This is a genomic window from Kocuria turfanensis (assembly GCF_001580365.1).
Classification (GTDB): domain Bacteria; phylum Actinomycetota; class Actinomycetes; order Actinomycetales; family Micrococcaceae; genus Kocuria; species Kocuria turfanensis.
The window spans coordinates 2797354-2813953 of sequence record NZ_CP014480.1; the positions used below are offsets into that span (position 1 = coordinate 2797354).

Consider the following 16600-nt stretch of genomic DNA (forward strand, 5'->3'; position numbering starts at 1 on the left):
TTTCCCGCATGGACGACGCCGTTCCCGAGATCGTCACCACCACCTGCTGCGTGGTGGGCGGCGGCCCGGCCGGGCTGATGGCCGGGGTGCTGCTCGCACGCCAGGGCGTGGACGTGGTCGTGCTCGAGAAGCACGCCGACTTCCTCCGCGACTTCCGCGGGGACACGATCCACCCCTCCACCACGGAGCTCATGGCCGAGCTCGGCTGGCTGGACGGCTTCCTGCGCCTGCCGCACACGCGGGTGGACCGGGCGACCATCGGGCTCGGCGGGGAGAGCGTCGTCGTCGGCCGCTTCGACCGCCTGCCCGTCCGGTGCCCCTTCATCGCGTTCATGCCGCAGTGGGACTTCCTCGACTTCCTCGCAGACCGGGGCGCGGAGCTGCCCGCCTTCCGGCTCCTGCGTTCGACGCCCGCCGACGGCCTGCTCGTCGAGGACGGGCGCTGCGTCGGCGTCACCGCCCGGAACGGCGCCGGGGCGCCCGTGCACGTGCGCGCCGAGCTGGTCCTGGCCACGGACGGCCGGGACTCCGTGCTGCGCGAGGCCGCCGGGCTGCGGCCGGTCGCCTCGCCCTCGCGGATGGACGTCCTGTGGTTCCGGGTGCCCCGGGTCCCGGGTCGGGAGGCGCCGCTGTTCAACGCCGGCGACGGCGCCGTGGTCGCCCTGAACCGCGGGGAGTACTGGCAGGCGGCCCTGATCATCCCGGCCGGCCAGCACGACGCGCTGCGGCAGCAGGGCATCGAGGCCCTGCGCGAGCGCGTGCGCGGGATCGCCCCGGCGCTGGCGGAGGGCCTCGCCTCGCTCGAGAGCTGGGACCAGGTGCGGCTGCTGCGGGTCCGGGTGGACCGGCTGCGCCGCTGGTGGCGCCCCGGGATCCTGTTCCTCGGCGACGCCGCCCACGCGATGTCCCCGGCCGGCGGGGTCGGCGTGAACCTCGCGATCCAGGACGCGGTCGCCGCGGCCAACCTCCTCGGGCCGCGGCTGCGGGACGGGGGAGTGCGGACCCGGGACCTGGCGCGGGTGCAGCGCCGGCGCGCGTGGCCGGCCCGGGTGACCCAGCTGTTCCAGCTCGTGCTGGCCCGCCGGCTCGTGCCCGGGCCCGGGGGCGGCCCCCCGAAGCCGCCCCTGCCGGTGGGCCTGGTGCGGGCGCTGCCCGTCCTGCCGCACCTGGCCGGGCGGTTCATCGGCCTGGGCCTGCGCCCGGAGCACGTCCGCCCCCGGGCACGCGCCCGGGACGGGGCGCGGGGCGGATGATCCCGGGGGAGGACCGGCGCGCCCGCGTGGACGAGCCCCACGTGGCCCCGCTCAACGCGCTGGTCCGGGGCTGGCGGGCAGGCGGCCGGTTCGTGCCGTGGGTCGACCCCGACGGCGGCGGCACCGGCACCCGGGTGCTTGCGCTCATGGAGGCGCCCGGCCCGGCCACCGTGGCGGCCGGGGACCTGGGCTTCAGCTCGGAGGACAACCCCGGCCCCACCGCCCGGCTGTTCAAGGCCCTGCGCGAGGAGTCCGGGCTGGCGCGCGGTGACTACCTGCGCTGGAACGTGGTGCCCTGGGCGCTGTACGACGCGGCGGGCCGGCACCGGCCGCCGCGGGCCGACGACCTCGCGGAGGCCGAACCCGCCCTCCGGGAGCTGCTCGCGGCCCTGCCCGAGCTGCGCGTCGTCGTGACGTTCGGCGCCCCGGCGCTGACCGGGATGATGCGGCTGCTCACCGTGGCGGAACCGCAGCGGCTGCTGCCGGTGCTGGGCGTCCCGCACCCGTCCCCGCGCAACGGGCACCGCCGGGCCGAGACGCGGCGGCGGATCCTGGTGGCGCTGCGCACGGCCGCCGGCGCCGCCCGCGCCGAAGGCGTCAGGAGCGCGGGCTGAGCCGGTCCACCACGGCCAGGAGGTTCTCCAGGATCGTGTGCCGCTGCGCGCTGCCGTCCGGGAGCAGCCCGATCGACGCGTTGTGGTAGAGCCCGTCGCCCATCTGCTGCACGGCGGTGGCGACCACGGGGTCCCCCACGTCGGCGAGGATCAGCGCGTACCACGCCTCCCCGAGCCGCTGCAGGCTCGCCCGCGCGTTCTCGTCCCCCGACTGGGCCAGCCGGGAGGCCACGATGAGGGCCCGGTCGAGCTGACTGTCCTCGAACAGCGACGTGACGAGGAAGTACCGCGCGGCCCCCTCCGGGGCCGCGGCCATCGCCTCGAGGTCCAGCTGCAGGAGCTCCTCCAGCCGCTGCAGCGTGGCGTCCACGAGGGCCCGTCGGTGCGGGAAGTGGTAGAGCAGCCCGCCCTTGGACACGCCCGCGGCGCCGGCCACGGCGTCGAGGGTGGCGGCGCGCTCGCCCTCGGCGAGGACGAGCTGCTCGAAGGCGGCCAGGAGCTTGTCCCGGGCCGCAGGTGGGCGCGGCATGTGAGGAAGACCTCCCTGGATCGGATGTGCCGCCCATTGTGCCAGCCCGCCGGTAACTGTACCGTCTAGACGGTACAGTTATCCAGCTGTGCGACCCGATCCGATCCCCGGAGGTGAACCATGACCACTCTGCTGACGCCCCGCCCCACGGCCGGCGCGCGCGAATGGGCCGCGCTCGCGGTCCTGATGATGCCTGTCCTGCTCGTGTCGGTGGACAACACCGCGCTGAGCTTCGCCCTGCCCACCATCTCGCAGGCCCTGCGTCCCACCGGCGAGCAGCTGCTGTGGATCGTGGACGTCTATCCGCTCGTCCTGGCGGGTCTGCTCGTGCCCATGGGCACGCTGGGGGACCGGATCGGGCGGCGCCGGCTGCTGCTGATCGGCGGGACCGGGTTCGCCGCCGTCTCCGCGGCCTCGGCCTTCGCGCCCACCGCGGAGGCGCTCGTCGCGGGGCGGGCCGCCATGGGCTTCTTCGGCGCCATGCTCATGCCCGCCACCCTGTCGCTGCTGCGCAACATCTTCCTGAACCCCGCCCAGCGGCGGATCGCCATCGCGGTGTGGGCCGGCGGGTTCAGCGGGGGCGCCGCGCTGGGCCCGATCGTGGGCGGCTTCCTGCTCAACCACTTCTGGTGGGGGTCGGTGTTCCTGATGTCCGTGCCGGTGCTGGTCCCGCTGCTGGTGCTGGGGCCGCTGCTGGTCCCGGAGTCCCGTGATCCCCGCCCGGGGCCGGTGGACGTGCCGTCCGTGCTGCTCGCCATGCTGGCGCTGACCCCGGTGGTCTACGGCATCAAGGCGGCGACCGCCTCCGGCGAGCTCTTCCACGGTCTGCTCAGTGCGGCCTTCGGCGTGCTCGCGGGCCTGCTCTTCGTCCGCCGCCAGGCGACCCTGGAGCACCCGGTGCTGGACCTCGGACTGTTCCGGTCCCGGGAGTTCACGGGCGGGGTGACCGTCAACGTGCTGGGCAACGTGGGTCTCTACGGGTTCCTGTTCATGCTCACCCAGTACCTGCAGCTCGTGGTCGGCCTGGACCCGATGGCCGCGGGCCTGACCATGGTGCCCGGCCTGGCCCTGACCGTCCTCGCCGGCTTCCTGGCCGTGCGGGCGGTGCGCCGCTTCCCGGCGCGCACCGTGATCACCGCGGGCATGCTGGTGTCCGCGGCCGGCTTCCTCGTGGTCGTCCTGGCGGACCTGTCCGCCCCGGCGGGGCCCCTGGTGGCCCTGGCCGCCTTCTGCCTGGTCGGCACCGGGATCGGCTTCGCCGAGACGCTGTCCAACGACCTCGTGCTCACGGCCGCCCCGCCGCACAAGGCCGGCGCGGCCTCGGCGATCTCCGAGACCGGCTACGAGGTCGGCGCGGTGCTGGGCACGGCGGTGCTCGGCGGCCTGCTGACCGCCTTCTACCAGAGCCACCTCGACCTGCCGGCGGCCCTGGGCGCCGGCCCGTCCGCCGCCGCGCACGAGACCCTCGGCGGTGCCGTCGAGGTCGCCGAGGGCGCCGGGGCGCTGGGCCCGGCCGTGCGGGAGGCCGCCTTCGGCGCGTTCACCGCGGGCATGCACTGGACGGCAGTCGTCATGACCGTGCTGGTCGCCCTGGCGGGGCTCACGGTCGCCCGCGTGCTGCGGCCAGCCAGGCGCTGAGCAGCTCCGCGTCGATCCGGCCGGCCCGCAGCCCCACGTGCCCGTCGGGGCGCACCACCGTCCCGCCCTCGCCCGGGCGGTCCTCGAGCCGGTGGACGTGCACCCGCGGCCCCGGCGTGCCCGGCCCCGCGCCGAGGGCCGCGGCGTCCAGCTCCGGGGCCGAGCGCTCCAGCAGGACGTGGAAGCCCGGCACGGCCGTGAGTCCGTGCAGCCGCACGGCCCGGCCGCCGCAGCGCACCAGCGCGTCCGGCAGGCGGTCGCCGGGCCGCGGCGTGCCGTGCACCCGCCCCGACGTCACGGAGAGCGGACTGCGCCGGTACCGAACGTGGAACTGGGCGAGCACGCCCATCCCCGCCGCCGTCAGCCGGGACCAGCCCAGCAGCGCCGGCGCGGCCGGGGCGGCCAGCGGGGCGACACGGCCGCGCAGGGTGCGGGACAGAGGGCCGGTGCCCGCCTCACCCCAGAACAGGGCGTGCGTCAGGGCCAGCACCTGCCGGTCCGCGGGGCGGCGCTCCTGCTCGTAGGTGTCCAGCAGCACCTCCTGCGCCGGACCCCCGGGAACCGGGCTCGCGGCGCAGGCCAGCTTCCAGCCGAGGTTGAGCGCGTCGAGGATGCCGGTGTTCATGCCCTGCCCGCCGGCGGGGGAGTGGGCGTGCGCGGCGTCCCCCACCAGGAACACGTCGCCCTGCCGGAAGCGCCCGGCGAGGCGGTGCTGGAGCCGGACCCGGGAGGACCAGGCCGTGCGGAGCATGCGGACGGGCAGCCCCGAGGCGTCGAGCACGGCCTGCAGCTCCTCCTCCGGGACGGGCGGGCCCGGCTGCCCGAACGGCGCCCCGGAGGGCGAGGACCGGGTGGTCGCCAGCAGCCGCCACGGCGCCCGCTCGCCGATCGCGAAGAGGAACACCAGTCCTCCCGCCGCGGCCACCACGTGGGCCCGCCCCTCGAGCAGGCCCTCCAGCTCGAGGTCGGCCAGCAGGATCTCCTGCCGGTACGGCCGGCCGCGCCAGGCCACCCCGGCGGCGGTGCGCACGGTGCTGCCCGGTCCGTCGCACCCGGCCAGCCAGCGGAAGGACGCCTCCTCGAGCGCCCCGTCGCGGTGCAGCACGGCCCGCTCCCCGCTGCGGCCCACGAACTCGGTGCCCCGCTCCACGGTCACGCCCCGCCGGTCCAGGGCCGCCCGCAGCACGGCCTCCACCTCGGCCTGGCGGGCCAGCACGGGGTGCGGGAACGCGGTGCCCGGCAGCGTGACGTCGTCGAGCCGGGCCGTGACCACCCGCGGGCCCAGGTGCAGATCCACCACCGGGGCGGTGTCGGCGCGGGCGAGCAGCTCGTCGACGACCCCGAGCGGGCGCAGCCCCTCGAGGGCCCGCGGGTGCAGGATCAGGGCCCGGGACGGGCGGAACTCCTCGGTCCGGCGCTCGACCACCCGCACCCGTGCCCCGCAGTCGTGCGCCTGCAGGGCCAGGGCCAGGCCGCTCGTGCCCGCCCCGACCACGAGCACGTCGGTGGGGGCCTCCGCCCCGGCGCCCGGGGTCATGTCACCGGGGGCGGGTCCACCGCGGTGAGCACGCCCCACGCCGGGGCGCCGTGGTCCGCCAGCAGGTCCGGCTCCTGGAGCACCTCGTCGCGGTGCAGTCCGGCGAAGACCACCGCCTGCACCGACGCCGGCTCGCTGACCAGGGAGAGCACCCACCCCAGGGCCCGCACGTAGTCGCGGGCCCGCTCCGGGCCGTCCCACTCGTAGACGCCGCGGTAGCGGTCCCGGTCGTCGTGGGCCAGCCACAGCTTGGAGACGAACCCCGGGAAGCCCGCGAACAGCGGGGTGTTGAGCTCGCTCTCCCACCGGAACAGGGTGTGTCCTCTGCCCCGCACCGCGCGCAGCCGGAAGACGACGACGAGCACCGCGGGCTCACGCGGGTCCTCGCCGTCCACCGTGGTCTCGCGGTAGACCCGGGAGCCCGTCCCGTCGGCGAAGCGCAGGCGCACTCCCCGGCGGCCGGTCGGCTGGTGCAGGCGCCGCTCCGCGAGCAGAGCGGCCGTGGAGGACACGGACCCCACCACGGCCCGGACCGCCGGTCCGGTCTCCAGGAACGGGCGGGTGATCGTCTGCGCTGTGCGTGGTGCTGTCATCGGATGATCCGCCTCCAGCTCGGGGACGTCCGGCCTCCAGGGTAGGACCGTGGACTCCGGCCCGTGCCCCGACCTGGGAAGTCACCGCTTTGTTGCGCCGGGCGCCGGGGCTCCCGGGCGTGACGCGGCCGCCGCGGACGTAGGCTCGGCGCACAGGGCCCGTCCCGGCCCGGGCCGGAAGGAGCGATCGCGATGACACCGCAGGAGCTGTTCGAGGACGCCGCCCGCCGCCCGACCCAGGTGGCGCGGCAGGTGCTCGAGGGCGTCCAGCTCGGAGTGCTGCACACCATGCCCGGTGGGACCTCCAACTCCGTGGCGTGGCTGGTGTGGCACGCGGCCCGGCAGCAGGACGCGCAGGTGGCCCGTCTGGCCGGCACCGAGGAGGTGTGGTCGGGCCAGGGCTGGAACGAGCGGTTCGGCCTCGACCTGCCCGACTCCTCGATGGGCTTCGGCCACCGGCCGGAGGACGTGGCGCGGGTCCGGGTGACGTCCGCGGAGCTGCTCCAGGACTATCTCGACGCGGTCGTCGAGCGCACCGTGGACTACGTGCGAGGGCTCACGGACGCGCAGCTCGACGAGGTCGTGGACCGGTCCTGGGACCCGCCCGTCACCCGGGGGGTGCGCCTCGTCAGCACGGTCGACGACGCCGCCCAGCACCTCGGCCAGGCCGCCTACGTCCGGGGCCTGGTCGACGGCGGGTGGTCGGGGCCGTACTGACGGCTCCCGGGAGCCCGTCCGGCCCGGCGCCGACGACCCCAGGTGGTTGCGTCTGCATCGAGACGTCGTGTGACAAGGCGCCGATGTGGGGACGACGCTTTCCTCGGTGGTCACCGTCCGTTCGCTTAAGCTGAGCACGCTGGGTCCCAGCACCTCGTCCCGCCGCTCCGTTCCTGCCGTCGCCGTCGGCGACTCCCTGGGGGAAACACTGCCATGCCCCGCGACTCCTCTCGCCCTCCGTCCACCGCCGGCCTGCGCCGGCGCGCCTCCTCTCCGGTGACCGCCCTGACCGCGTTCTCGGCACTGGTCGCCGTCAGCGTGGCGGTCAGCTCCGGCATCGCCCCCGACGCCGGGCCGCAGCGCGGCTCGGCCTTCGGCACGCCCTCGGACTCGGCGGAACGGGTGGAGCGCACGGAGAGCCGGTGGAGCCTGATGGCCGCCGGACCGGAGCAGCCGCGTCCGGCCGGGCCGCTGCGGGAGACCCGCTCGGTCTCCCCGGTCCGGGACGGCGGTGCCGGGGAGGGGTCCTGGCGGGAAGGCGCGGGCCGCGGCGAGGGCGGTCGCCACGGGGCCTCCACCGTGCGCCCGGGACGCCAGCCGCCGCGGCTCTACCAGGGGGAGCTGCCCGTCAACACGCTCATCGCACCCACGTCCCCGGGTGTGGTGCTGCCCGGCGGGCAGTTCGGCTGGCGGATCGCCCCCGACCGCGGCGGGCGGGAGTTCCACAACGGCACCGACGTCTCCGCCCCGGCGGGTCTGCCGGTCGTGGCGGCCCTGGACGGAGAGGTGACGGCCGTGTTCTGGGACGTGTGGGGCGGCAACCGCGTGGAGGTCACCCACGCGGACGGGCTGAAGACCACCTACAACCACCTCGAGGACGTCCGGGTGCAGGTCGGGGACCGGCTGGCCGCCTCCGAGCAGCTGGGCGCGGTCGGGGCCACGGGCATCCGCGTCACCGGCCCGCACCTGCACTTCGAGACCTGGGTGGACGGCCAGGCCGTGGACCCGCAGTCCTTCGACTGGGTCGACGGCATGCGCGTGATCCCCGCCTCCCGCAGCAAGTACTCCCTGGAGGTCCCCGTCCCGGAGACCGCCGACGACGAGCGGATCGCCGCGGAGCGGAAAGCGGCAGCCGAGAAGGCTGCCGCCGGGAAGAAGGCTGCGACCGACAGGAAGGCCGACGAGCAAGCTGCCGAGAAGAAGGCTGCCGAGAAGAAGGCTGCCGCCGACAGGAAGGCCGGGGAGCTGAAAGCCGCTGAGGAGAGGGCCGCCGCGGAACGGAAGGCGGCGGGACGCAAGGCGGAGGACCGTACCGACGATCGACAAGCCGATCCGGGGAAGGATGCCGCGCGCCTGGCGGCGGAACGAGCCGCTGCGGAGAGGGCGGTTGCCGAGCGTGCTGCCGCCGAGCGTGCTGCCGCCGAGAGGATGGCTGCTGAGCTCGCTGCTGCTGAGCTCGCGGCTGCCGAGAAGGCAGTTGCTGAGCGTGCTGCCGCTGAGCGTGCTGCCGCTGAGCGTGCTGCCGCTGAGCGTGCTGCCGCTGAGCTCGCTGCCGCCGAGAGAGCGGCTGCCGAGCGAGCCGCTGCCGAGAAGCTGGCGGCAGATCAGGCTGCGGCGGACCAGGCTGCTGCCGAGCGCGAGGCAGCGGAGCGGGAAGCGGCGGAGCAGGCCGCCGATCCCGGCAAGGGGCCGATGGAGGGGCCGGCTCGGGAACCGGGTGTGGCGCCTCTCGTGGCGGACGCGGTGCGGGACACCGACGGGGACGGGACGCTCGACGTCGACGAGGACGACATCGACGGGGACACGAACCCGAACGACGTCGACGACAACATCGACGGCGATGAGTTCCTCAACGACGTCGACCCCGACCTGGACGGTGACGGCCTGCGCAACGAGGCCGACCCGGACATGGACGGGGACGGCCTGATCAACAAGGAGGACTCCGAGCCGCGACGTCCCGCCGCCCGGACGGCGCAGGCACCGGCCGGGGAGGCCGGCGCGCCGCCTGCGGAGGGCGGGAACGGTGCGCCGGTCGACGCAGCCGATCCGGCTGCTGCGGTGGACGGCCCCGTCGCCGAGGTCCCCGTTCCCTGATCCCCCTGATCCGGAGGCGGCTCCCGGGTGCGTTCCCGGGGGCGGCCCGGAGTTATCCAGGAGTGACGCGGCCCCCGGCCCGGACGGCGCCGGGGCGCACTAGAATTCTGCCGCCGGTGTTCGGAATTCCGCGCGGGGGTGATGACGATGAGCACCACGCACCGGAGGGTCCCGGAGGACACGACGGCCCGGGCGCTCCAGGAGCTGGCGGACCGGCTGACGGGGCGGATGGTCGCACCGGGGGACCCCGATTACGACCGCGCCCGGCGGTTCTGGAACAGCCTGCTGGACGTCCGCCCCCGAGCGGTCGTGCGGGCCGGCTCGGTGCGGGACATCGATCTCGCCGTGGCCGCCGCGCAGCGCATACGCCTGCCGCTGGCCGTCCGCGGCGGGGGACACGGGGTGGCCGGCTCCGGCGCCCTCGAGGACTGCCTGCTGCTGGACCTCGGGCGGCTGCGGCAGATCGTCGTCGACCCGGCGAACCAGCTCGTCAGCGTGGAACCGGGCACCACCATCGGCGGCCTGGACCGGGCGACCACGGCCCACGGACTCGCGGTCCCGCTGGGGGCGGTCAGCACGGCGGGGGTCGCGGGCCTCGCCCTCGGCGGGGGCATGGGCTGGCTGACCCGCAGCAACGGGCTGACCCTCGACAACCTCGACTCCGCGGACGTCGTGACCGCCACGGGGGACCACCTGCACGCCAGCGAGGAGGAGAACCCCGAGCTGTTCTGGGGGCTGCGCGGGGGAGGGGGCAACTTCGGGGTGGTGTCCTCCTTCACCTTCGGCGCCCGCAGGATGCCGGCCCTCGTGCTCGCGGGCAGCCTCCGCTACCGCCGGCAGCGCTGGACGGGCGCCCTGCGTGCCTTCGCCCGGTGGGCGCACGACCTGCCCGACGAGCTCAACCCGATCGTCACCTTCGGGTTCGGGCCTCCGGGGGCCGCGGCCGGCGACGAGCCGTCGATGGCGGTGCAGTTCTGCTGGGTCGCGGAGGACCACGTCGCCGGCCGGGCCCTGGTCGACGAGCTGCGGGCGGACGCCCCGCCGGACGCGGAGGACGTGGCGGCGGTGCCGTGGCTCGACTGGCAGAGCGCCCGGGACGGGGCCTTCCCGAGGGGCTCGCGCGGGCGCTGGCAGAACCTGCCCCTCGGCCGGCTGGACGACGAGGTCGTCGACGTCGTCGTGCGCCTGGCGTCCGGGATCACCGACCGGGGCGCCGGCATCGACCTCCACCGCCTCGGGGGCGCGTTCGGGCGGGTCGCCGAGGAGGCCACCGCCTTCCCCAACCGCTCCGCGCCGTACTGGTTGACGTCCCACGGCGTCCGCCAGGACCCCGCGGAGGACGAGCGTCTCACCGCGTTCACCCGGACGGTCCACGCGGAGCTGCAGCCGTTCGCCGAGCACGGCCAGTACCTCAACCTCCTCGGTCCCGACTCCGCGTCGGCGGGGAACACGGACCGGGCCGTGCACCAGGTGTACGGGCGGGAGAAGCTGCAGCGGCTGGTCCGGCTCAAGGACCGATACGACCCGGGCAACCTCTTCCGGCTCAACCTCAACGTCGCGCCGAGCCGCCGCTGAGCTCCCGCTGAGTCGCCGGCGGGCCCGGGCGCGGCCGCGTCATCTTCCGCGGCAACTCGCTCCGCACCCTTCCGTGCGACCCGGCCGGGCACTACGGTCGGGGGCATCCGGTCCCCGCGCCGAGAGGTGACGCGCATGCCGCTCTACGAGTACCGCTGCCCCGCGTGCGGGGTGTTCGAACTCCTGCTGGGCATGGGCACGGCCGGGCGCGAAGCGTCCTGTCCCGAGTGCGGGACCGCGGCGCGCCGGCTGCTGGGCGCGCCCGGGCTCTCCCGGGCCGGATCCCCCGAGGCACGGCTGATCGAGCGCACCGAGGCCACCGCGAGCGAGCCGGACGTCGTCGCCGCCCTGCCGTCCGGGCCCCGGCGGCCCGCCCGGCACAGCACGAACCCCCTGCACCGCAGACTTCCCCGCCCCTGAGGGGGCACCGCACCGTCCGCCACGCACACCAGGAGGCACGTCATGCCGGAACTCATCTTTCCCCTCGACTCCTCACGGCCCTTCGAGGACCAGCAGCTCGTCGGGCACAACCGCTGGCACCCCGAGATCCCTCCGGTGGCGACCGTGCGGCCCGGGGACACCTTCCGGGTGCACTGCCGGGAGTGGTTCGACGGCGCGATCGTCAACGACGACTCCGCGGACGACATCCTCAACGCTCCGCTGCGGACCGTGCACAAGCTCTCCGGCCCGTTCGCGGTGGAGGGGGCCAGGCCGGGCGACCTGCTCGTCGTCGACATCCTCGACGTCGGGCCGATCCCGCAGGAGGACTCCGGGCCGCTGGCCGGACAGGGCTGGGGCTACACCGGGATCTTCGCCCGCACCAACGGCGGCGGCTTCCTCACCGACCGGTTCCCGGACGCCTACAAGGCGATCTGGGACTTCCGCGGTCAGACGGCCACCTCCCGGCACGTCCCGGAGGTGTCCTTCACGGGCATCGTCCACCCGGGCCTGATGGGGACCGCGCCCTCCGCGCAGCTGCTGGCACGGTGGAACGAGCGCGAGGGCGCGCTCATCGCGACCGACCCGGACCGGGTCCCGCCCCTCGCGCTGCCCCCGGAGCCGCAGGACGCGCTGCTGGGCGGGGTGCCGGACTCCGACGTGGACCGGGTGGCCGGAGAGGCCGCCCGCACCGCCCCGCCGCGGGAGAACGGCGGCAACCAGGACATCAAGAACCTCACCAAGGGCACCCGCGTGTTCTACCCCGTGTTCGTGGACGGCGCGAACTTCTCGGTGGGGGACCTGCACTTCTCCCAGGGCGACGGCGAGATCACCTTCTGCGGCGCCATCGAGATGGGCGGGTTCATCGACTTCCACGTGGACGTCATCAAGGGCGGGATGGAGACCTACGGGGTCTCGGAGAACGCGATCTTCCTGCCGGGCATCACGGACCCGCAGTACAGCGAGTGGATCTCCTTCTCCGGCACCTCGGTCACCCTCGACGGTGAGCAGCGCTACCTCGACGCGCAGCTGTCCTACCAGCGGGCCTGCCTGCACGCGATCGACTACCTCACGAAGTTCGGGTACTCCCCGGAGCAGGCGTACCTGCTGCTCGGCGCCGCGCCGATCGAGGGCCGCTTCTCCGGGGTGGTGGACATCCCCAACTCGTGCGCGACCGTGTACATCCCCACCGCGATCTTCGACTTCGACGTCCGGCCCTCGGCGGCGGGACCCCACCAGGTGGACCGCGGCATGGGCGCGCCCCACGCGGCGGCCTGACCCGCGCGGGCGCCCGCCAGGGCAGGAGGTCCTGCTCCGTCCAGGACGTGGGCAGGTGCCCTCCGGCGGGGAGCAGGACGAGCCTCGCCGAGGGCAGGTGCTCGGCGAGGCGGCGCGCGTGGACGGGCGGGACCACGTCGTCGTCCTCGGCGTGGACCACCACGATCTCCAGGTCCGCGAGCCGGCGGCCCACCGTGGGCGGCAGCGGGAAGCCGGGGGCGTTCCAGTCGGGGTCCTCCGCGTCCCAGAACGGGGCGGCCACGGTCACGACCCGCTGCAGCAGCGTGGGGACGCGGTGGCAGAGGAAGCGCAGGACCTCCGACCCGCCGAGTGAGTGGCCCACGATCGCCCAGGGCTCGTCCGGGATCGCCCGCACGGCCCGCCCGATCGCCTCCTGCCACAGCTCGGGGTCGGGGTCCTCGGGGCGGGGCAGGTCGGGGGCGACGACGTCGGCCTCGGGCCACTGCTTGCGCACCGCCTCGAGGAGCGGGTTGCCGCCGGGGGCGGGCTGGGGACCGGCCCCGTGCAGGAAGAGGATGCGCTGGACCATGGTCACCTCGGGACGGGGGAGGCGACGGGGGACGCCGCCTGTTCCAGCGTCCTCGCCCCCGCGGCGGGGTGTCAAGAGTCCCGCGCCGCTCCCGGAGCCGGGGCGAGGAGCGGCAGGCCCGGGCCCTCCAGCCGGTCGAGGGCGGCGGTGCGGCCGGTCAGCAGCAGCAGGAGCGCCTCCATGCTCCCCCGGACCTCCGGGCCCTCGCCCGCGCGCCAGGCGACGTCGGTGGCCACGAGCGCCAGTCCGTGCAGCCGCCGGCGCGCCCGGAACGGGAACGGCATCGACCACACCCGCTCCGCGGCCGCCCGGGCCGCCTCGGGCGGCATGGCGTGGTGGCGCCCCAGGGGCAGGACGATGTCCTGGGTGTGGACCAGCACGTCCAGCAGCGGTTCCCGGACGCTCGTGCCCGGTGGGTGCCGCCTCGACCCGTCCAGCCGCCGGTAGTCGGCCACGATCTCCGCGGCGGGCCGCCGGCCGCGGTCCCGGGCGTCCAGGTACATCGCCCGGTCGAAGTCGCCGCGCCCGCGCCACAGCGCCCGCACGAGATCGGCGGGACCGTACTGCGCCGAGGAGATGACGTGGGCGGCGACGTCCCGCACGGCCCAGCCCGGGCACAGCGTGGGGTGGTCCCACTCCTGCGGGCTCAGCGTCTCGAGCAGGTCCGCCAGTGCGGAGCGCTCGCGGTGGACGGCGTCCCAGATGGCGTCGCGGTCCATGGTAATCTCCCCCGAAGGTCAGCTTTCCTGACTAAATGTTCCGGCGCTGGACGCCGCGCTGTCAAGGGGTGGGCATGCACGAGGAGACCGGCACGAACACGGGGCTGCTGCTGTACTACCCGTACCGGGACATGGAGATCCGGGTGATGGAGGCCCTGCACGCCGGCGGGTTCGAGGACCTCTCCTACGCCCAGGCCCGCATCTTCCAGCGCATCGACCCCCAGGGCTCCCGGCTGGCCCGGCTGGCCGAGCAGGCCCGCGTGACCAAGCAGACCGCCAGCGTGCTCGTCCAGGCCCTCGAGCAGGAGGGCTACGTGGAGCGCCGCCCCGATCCGGCCGACGCCCGGGCCCGGATCGTGACGATCGCCGCCCGCGGCCGGGCGGCCCAGGCCGTCGCGGCGACCGTGGTCGCCGAGGTGGAGGCGCAGTGGCGCCGCCGGCTGGGCGCGCGACGCTATGCCGCGCTGCGCCGGGCGCTCGCCGACCTGCACGAGGATCCCGGCACCGGCTGACCACGGGTCCCGAGTGACCACGGGCGGCGCGGGTGACCACGGGATCCCGTGGTCATCCGGGCGGACCGTGGTCACTCGGTGGCGCGGAGCCCCCGGCGCGCCACAATGGGAGCATGACCGACGCCGCTCAGCAGCCCAGGACCAGCCGCGCCTACTGGACCGTGGAGCCCGGCCGGGGAGAGCTGCGCACCGCGCCGCTGCCCGCCCCGGGCCCGGACGAGGTCCTGGTGCGGGCGCTACGCTCCGGGATCAGCCGCGGCACGGAGCGGCTCGTCCACCGCGGCCTCGTCCCGGCGCGCGTGCACGAGCGCATGCGGGCCCCCTTCCAGGAGGGGGCGTTCCCCGGGCCGGTGAAGTACGGGTACCTGTCGGTCGGCGTCGTGGAGCAGGGCCCGGAGCCGCTCGTGGGCCGGCGCGTGTTCGCGCTGCACCCCCACCAGGACCGCTACGTGCTCCCCGCCGCGGACGTGACCCCCGTGCCCGAGGGCGTGCCCTCCGACCGCGCGGTGCTCGCCGGACCGGTGGAGACCGCCGTCAACGCGCTGTGGGAGGCGGCGCCGCGCTTCGGGGACCGCGTGGCGGTGGTCGGCGCGGGGATGATCGGGGCCTGCGCGGCGGCGCTGCTGGCCCGGTTCCCCCTCGCCCGGCTCCAGCTCGTGGACCCGCAGCCGTCCCGGGCCGGGCTCGCCCGCGCGCTCGGCGTGGAGCACGTGCGCCCGGAGGACGCGGCGGGGGAGTGCGACGTCGTCGTGCACGCCTCCTCCACCGCCGCGGGACTGGCCCGGGGGCTCGAGCTGCTCGGTGACGAGGGCGAGCTGATCGAGATGTCCTGGTACGGCGACGAGGACCCCGCGGTGCCCCTGGGCGCGGACTTCCACGCCCGCCGGCTGCAGATCCGCGCCAGCCAGGTGGGGGTCGTCGCCCCCGCCCGCCGAGCCCGCCGCACCACCGCCGACCGGCGCGCCGCCGCCCTGGACGCCCTGCGCGACCCCCGCTTCGACGCCCTGCTCACCGGGAGCTCGCCCTTCGAGGAGCTGCCGGCGACGATGGTGCGGCTCGCCGGGGACGCCCCGGAGGCGCTGTGCCACGTGGTGCGCTACGACTGACCACCGACCGCCCGACCCGAGGAGCACCGTGTTCACCCTGACCGTCCGAGACCACATCATGATCGCCCACAGCCTCCCGGACCCCTTCTTCGGCCCGGCCCAGGCCCTGCACGGGGCCACCTTCGCCGTGGAGACCACCTGGGCCCGGCCCGTGCTCGACGAGCACGGCGTGGTCATGGACATCGGCGTGGCCTCCGAGCTGCTCTCGGGCGTGCTCGACGGGCTGCGCTACCGCAACCTCGACGAGCACCCGGACTTCACGGGCCGCCTGTCCACCATGGAGGTCGTCGCCCAGCACATCGCCGAGTGGCTCGCGGCCGGGGCGGCCGGGATCGCGGGGCTCGAACGGCTGACCGTGACCCTGCGGGAGAACCCCGACGCCTGGGCCTCCTACACCCTCGAACTGCCCGTGCTGAGCGAGCGCGGCGGGCCCTCCCCCCGGTGAGCGCGGGTTCCGCGGTGGTCGAGGTGGTGGTGCCCGACGACGGCGGGCGGCCCACCGGCGGCTCGCTCTACGACCGCCGGCTCGTGGCGGCGCTGGGCGCCCACGGCCGCCCGGCCCGGCTCGTGCCGGTGGCCGGGGCCTGGCCCGCCGCCGACGCCGGCGCCCGGACCCGGCTGCGCACCGCACTGGGCGAGCCCGCTCCCGGGCGGACGGTCGTGCTCGACGGCCTCGTGGGGTGCGCGGCCCCCGAGATCGTCGGCGACGCCGTGCGCCGCGGCGTGCCGGTGCACCTGCTCGTGCACCTGCCGCTGCCCGCCGAGACCGGCCTGGACCCGGCGGAGGCCGCGCGGCTCGCCCGCGCCGAGGCCACCGCGCTGGCGGCCGCGACCGGGGTGCTCACCACGAGCAGCTGGGCGGCCCGCGACCTGTTCCGCCGCTACGGCACCACGGACGTGGCGGTGGCCGAACCGGGGGCGCACCGGGGTCCGGTGTCGGCCGGGTCGGCCGTGCCGCACCTGGTCTGCGTGGCGTCCCTGACCCCGCGCAAGAACCAGCTCCTCCTGCTGCAGGCCCTCGCCCCCCTCACCGGACTCCCCTGGACCCTCGAGCTCGTCGGCCCCGCGGGCGGTCCCGCCTACGGGCGGCGGCTCCGGGCGGCCGTGCGCGACCTCCCGGAGCCGGCCCGCGTGCGCCTCCGCGGCCCTCTGCAGGGCCCTGCGCTGGAGCGGCTGTGGGCCGGCGCGGACCTGCTGCTGCTGCCCTCGAGCGCCGAGACCTACGGCATGGTCGTCACCGAGGCGCTCGGCCACGGCGTGCCCGCGGTGGTGGGGGCCGGCACCGGCGCCGTCGAGGCGCTCGACGGCGGGCCGGCCCCCACCACCGCGCCCCGGCCGGGCGCCGCCCTCGCCCCCGACGACCCGTCCGCCTGGACCGAGGCCCTCCGCGCCTGGCTGACCGACCCCGCCCTGCGCGCGCAGTGGCGGGCCGCGGCGCTGGCCCGCC

The 16600-nt window shown here is 75.9% G+C and carries 16 protein-coding genes and 1 pseudogene; 12 read left to right on the forward strand and 5 right to left on the reverse strand.

Annotation, left to right across the window (positions count from 1 at the left end; translation table 11 throughout):
• The first annotated feature begins 8 nt into the window (after positions 1 to 8).
• Both AYX06_RS12850 and AYX06_RS12855 read left to right on the forward strand, forming a co-directional pair.
• Positions 9 to 1253 (forward strand): FAD-dependent oxidoreductase, encoded by a 1245-nt coding sequence (locus AYX06_RS12850; protein ID WP_062736105.1) that lies wholly within the window; start codon positions 9 to 11, stop codon positions 1251 to 1253.
• Between the two features lie 26 nt (positions 1254 to 1279).
• On the forward strand, positions 1280 to 1867 hold the full coding sequence (locus AYX06_RS12855; RefSeq protein WP_186815650.1) for a uracil-DNA glycosylase: 588 nt from the start codon (positions 1280 to 1282) through the stop codon (positions 1865 to 1867).
• Here the strand turns inward: AYX06_RS12855 and AYX06_RS12860 are convergent.
• Positions 1851 to 2396: a TetR/AcrR family transcriptional regulator gene (locus AYX06_RS12860; protein WP_062736107.1), complete on the reverse strand. Its 546-nt coding sequence runs from the start codon at positions 2394 to 2396 to the stop codon at positions 1851 to 1853. The two genes, AYX06_RS12855 and AYX06_RS12860, sit on opposite strands and share 17 nt — an antisense overlap.
• Positions 2397 to 2516: 120 nt before the next feature.
• Here AYX06_RS12860 and AYX06_RS12865 point away from each other — a divergent pair, with 120 nt between their 5' ends.
• A complete protein-coding gene (locus tag AYX06_RS12865) occupies positions 2517 to 4034 on the forward strand; it encodes an MFS transporter (protein ID WP_062736108.1) in 1518 nt (505 codons plus the stop codon).
• Here the strand turns inward: AYX06_RS12865 and AYX06_RS12870 are convergent.
• Both AYX06_RS12870 and AYX06_RS12875 read right to left on the reverse strand, forming a co-directional pair.
• Positions 3997 to 5571, reverse strand: a complete 1575-nt coding sequence (locus tag AYX06_RS12870; protein ID WP_062736109.1) for an FAD-dependent monooxygenase — start codon at positions 5569 to 5571, stop codon at positions 3997 to 3999. The genes AYX06_RS12865 and AYX06_RS12870 overlap by 38 nt on opposite strands.
• Positions 5568 to 6164, reverse strand: a complete 597-nt coding sequence (locus tag AYX06_RS12875) for a hypothetical protein (protein WP_062736110.1) — start codon at positions 6162 to 6164, stop codon at positions 5568 to 5570. The genes AYX06_RS12870 and AYX06_RS12875 overlap by 4 nt, the downstream gene beginning before the upstream one ends.
• A gap of 192 nt (positions 6165 to 6356) precedes the next feature.
• Between AYX06_RS12875 and AYX06_RS12880 the strand changes: the two genes are divergently transcribed.
• From AYX06_RS12880 to fmdA, 5 genes are all read left to right on the forward strand, one after another.
• Entirely contained in the window at positions 6357 to 6881 is a 525-nt protein-coding gene (locus tag AYX06_RS12880) for a mycothiol transferase (RefSeq protein ID WP_062736111.1), read from the forward strand.
• A gap of 276 nt (positions 6882 to 7157) precedes the next feature.
• Positions 7158 to 8975, forward strand: coding sequence for a M23 family metallopeptidase (locus tag AYX06_RS12885; protein ID WP_186815651.1), 1818 nt, complete (start codon positions 7158 to 7160; stop codon positions 8973 to 8975).
• A gap of 147 nt (positions 8976 to 9122) precedes the next feature.
• On the forward strand, positions 9123 to 10550 hold the full coding sequence (locus AYX06_RS12890; RefSeq protein WP_062737056.1) for an FAD-binding oxidoreductase: 1428 nt from the start codon (positions 9123 to 9125) through the stop codon (positions 10548 to 10550).
• A gap of 135 nt (positions 10551 to 10685) precedes the next feature.
• The gene (locus AYX06_RS12895) at positions 10686 to 10970 is read left to right on the forward strand and encodes an FmdB family zinc ribbon protein (protein WP_062736113.1); all 285 of its coding nucleotides are present in this window, start codon (positions 10686 to 10688) and stop codon (positions 10968 to 10970) included.
• Positions 10971 to 11012: 42 nt separating this feature from the next.
• Positions 11013 to 12266 (forward strand): formamidase, encoded by a 1254-nt coding sequence (gene fmdA / locus AYX06_RS12900; RefSeq protein WP_062736114.1) that lies wholly within the window; start codon positions 11013 to 11015, stop codon positions 12264 to 12266.
• 64 nt (positions 12267 to 12330) lie between these two features.
• On the opposite strand, the pseudogene AYX06_RS20960 reads toward fmdA, so the two are convergent.
• Together AYX06_RS20960 and AYX06_RS12910 are read right to left on the reverse strand one after the other, a co-directional pair.
• Positions 12331 to 12816, reverse strand: a pseudogene (locus tag AYX06_RS20960) (alpha/beta fold hydrolase); the annotation flags it as partial.
• A gap of 71 nt (positions 12817 to 12887) precedes the next feature.
• Positions 12888 to 13535, reverse strand: coding sequence for a maleylpyruvate isomerase family mycothiol-dependent enzyme (locus AYX06_RS12910; RefSeq protein ID WP_062736116.1), 648 nt, complete (start codon positions 13533 to 13535; stop codon positions 12888 to 12890).
• Between the two features lie 74 nt (positions 13536 to 13609).
• On the opposite strand from AYX06_RS12910, the gene AYX06_RS12915 reads away from it, so the two are divergent.
• The 4 genes from AYX06_RS12915 to AYX06_RS20235 form a co-directional block, all read left to right on the forward strand.
• Complete coding sequence (locus tag AYX06_RS12915; protein WP_062736117.1) at positions 13610 to 14047, forward strand: MarR family winged helix-turn-helix transcriptional regulator; 438 nt, start codon at positions 13610 to 13612, stop codon at positions 14045 to 14047.
• A gap of 113 nt (positions 14048 to 14160) precedes the next feature.
• A complete protein-coding gene (locus AYX06_RS12920) occupies positions 14161 to 15153 on the forward strand; it encodes a zinc-dependent alcohol dehydrogenase (RefSeq protein ID WP_062736118.1) in 993 nt (330 codons plus the stop codon).
• A gap of 28 nt (positions 15154 to 15181) precedes the next feature.
• Positions 15182 to 15598 (forward strand): 6-pyruvoyl trahydropterin synthase family protein, encoded by a 417-nt coding sequence (locus AYX06_RS12925; RefSeq protein ID WP_062736119.1) that lies wholly within the window; start codon positions 15182 to 15184, stop codon positions 15596 to 15598.
• The coding region (locus AYX06_RS20235) for a glycosyltransferase family 4 protein (RefSeq protein WP_198161401.1) at positions 15595 to 16600 on the forward strand (1006 nt) is incomplete at its 3' end. The genes AYX06_RS12925 and AYX06_RS20235, both read left to right, overlap by 4 nt.

Coding starts and splice junctions, on each gene's coding strand:
- AYX06_RS12850 (WP_062736105.1), top strand. CDS start 9: ATGGACGACGCCGTTCCCGAGATCGTCACCACCACCTGCTGCGTGGTG.
- AYX06_RS12860 (WP_062736107.1), bottom strand. CDS start 2,396: ATGCCGCGCCCACCTGCGGCCCGGGACAAGCTCCTGGCCGCCTTCGAG.
- AYX06_RS12865 (WP_062736108.1), top strand. CDS start 2,517: ATGACCACTCTGCTGACGCCCCGCCCCACGGCCGGCGCGCGCGAATGG.
- AYX06_RS12870 (WP_062736109.1), bottom strand. CDS start 5,571: ATGACCCCGGGCGCCGGGGCGGAGGCCCCCACCGACGTGCTCGTGGTC.
- AYX06_RS12875 (WP_062736110.1), bottom strand. CDS start 6,164: ATGACAGCACCACGCACAGCGCAGACGATCACCCGCCCGTTCCTGGAG.
- AYX06_RS12880 (WP_062736111.1), top strand. CDS start 6,357: ATGACACCGCAGGAGCTGTTCGAGGACGCCGCCCGCCGCCCGACCCAG.
- AYX06_RS12890 (WP_062737056.1), top strand. CDS start 9,123: ATGAGCACCACGCACCGGAGGGTCCCGGAGGACACGACGGCCCGGGCG.
- AYX06_RS12895 (WP_062736113.1), top strand. CDS start 10,686: ATGCCGCTCTACGAGTACCGCTGCCCCGCGTGCGGGGTGTTCGAACTC.
- fmdA (WP_062736114.1), top strand. CDS start 11,013: ATGCCGGAACTCATCTTTCCCCTCGACTCCTCACGGCCCTTCGAGGAC.
- AYX06_RS12910 (WP_062736116.1), bottom strand. CDS start 13,535: ATGGACCGCGACGCCATCTGGGACGCCGTCCACCGCGAGCGCTCCGCA.
- AYX06_RS12915 (WP_062736117.1), top strand. CDS start 13,610: ATGCACGAGGAGACCGGCACGAACACGGGGCTGCTGCTGTACTACCCG.
- AYX06_RS12920 (WP_062736118.1), top strand. CDS start 14,161: ATGACCGACGCCGCTCAGCAGCCCAGGACCAGCCGCGCCTACTGGACC.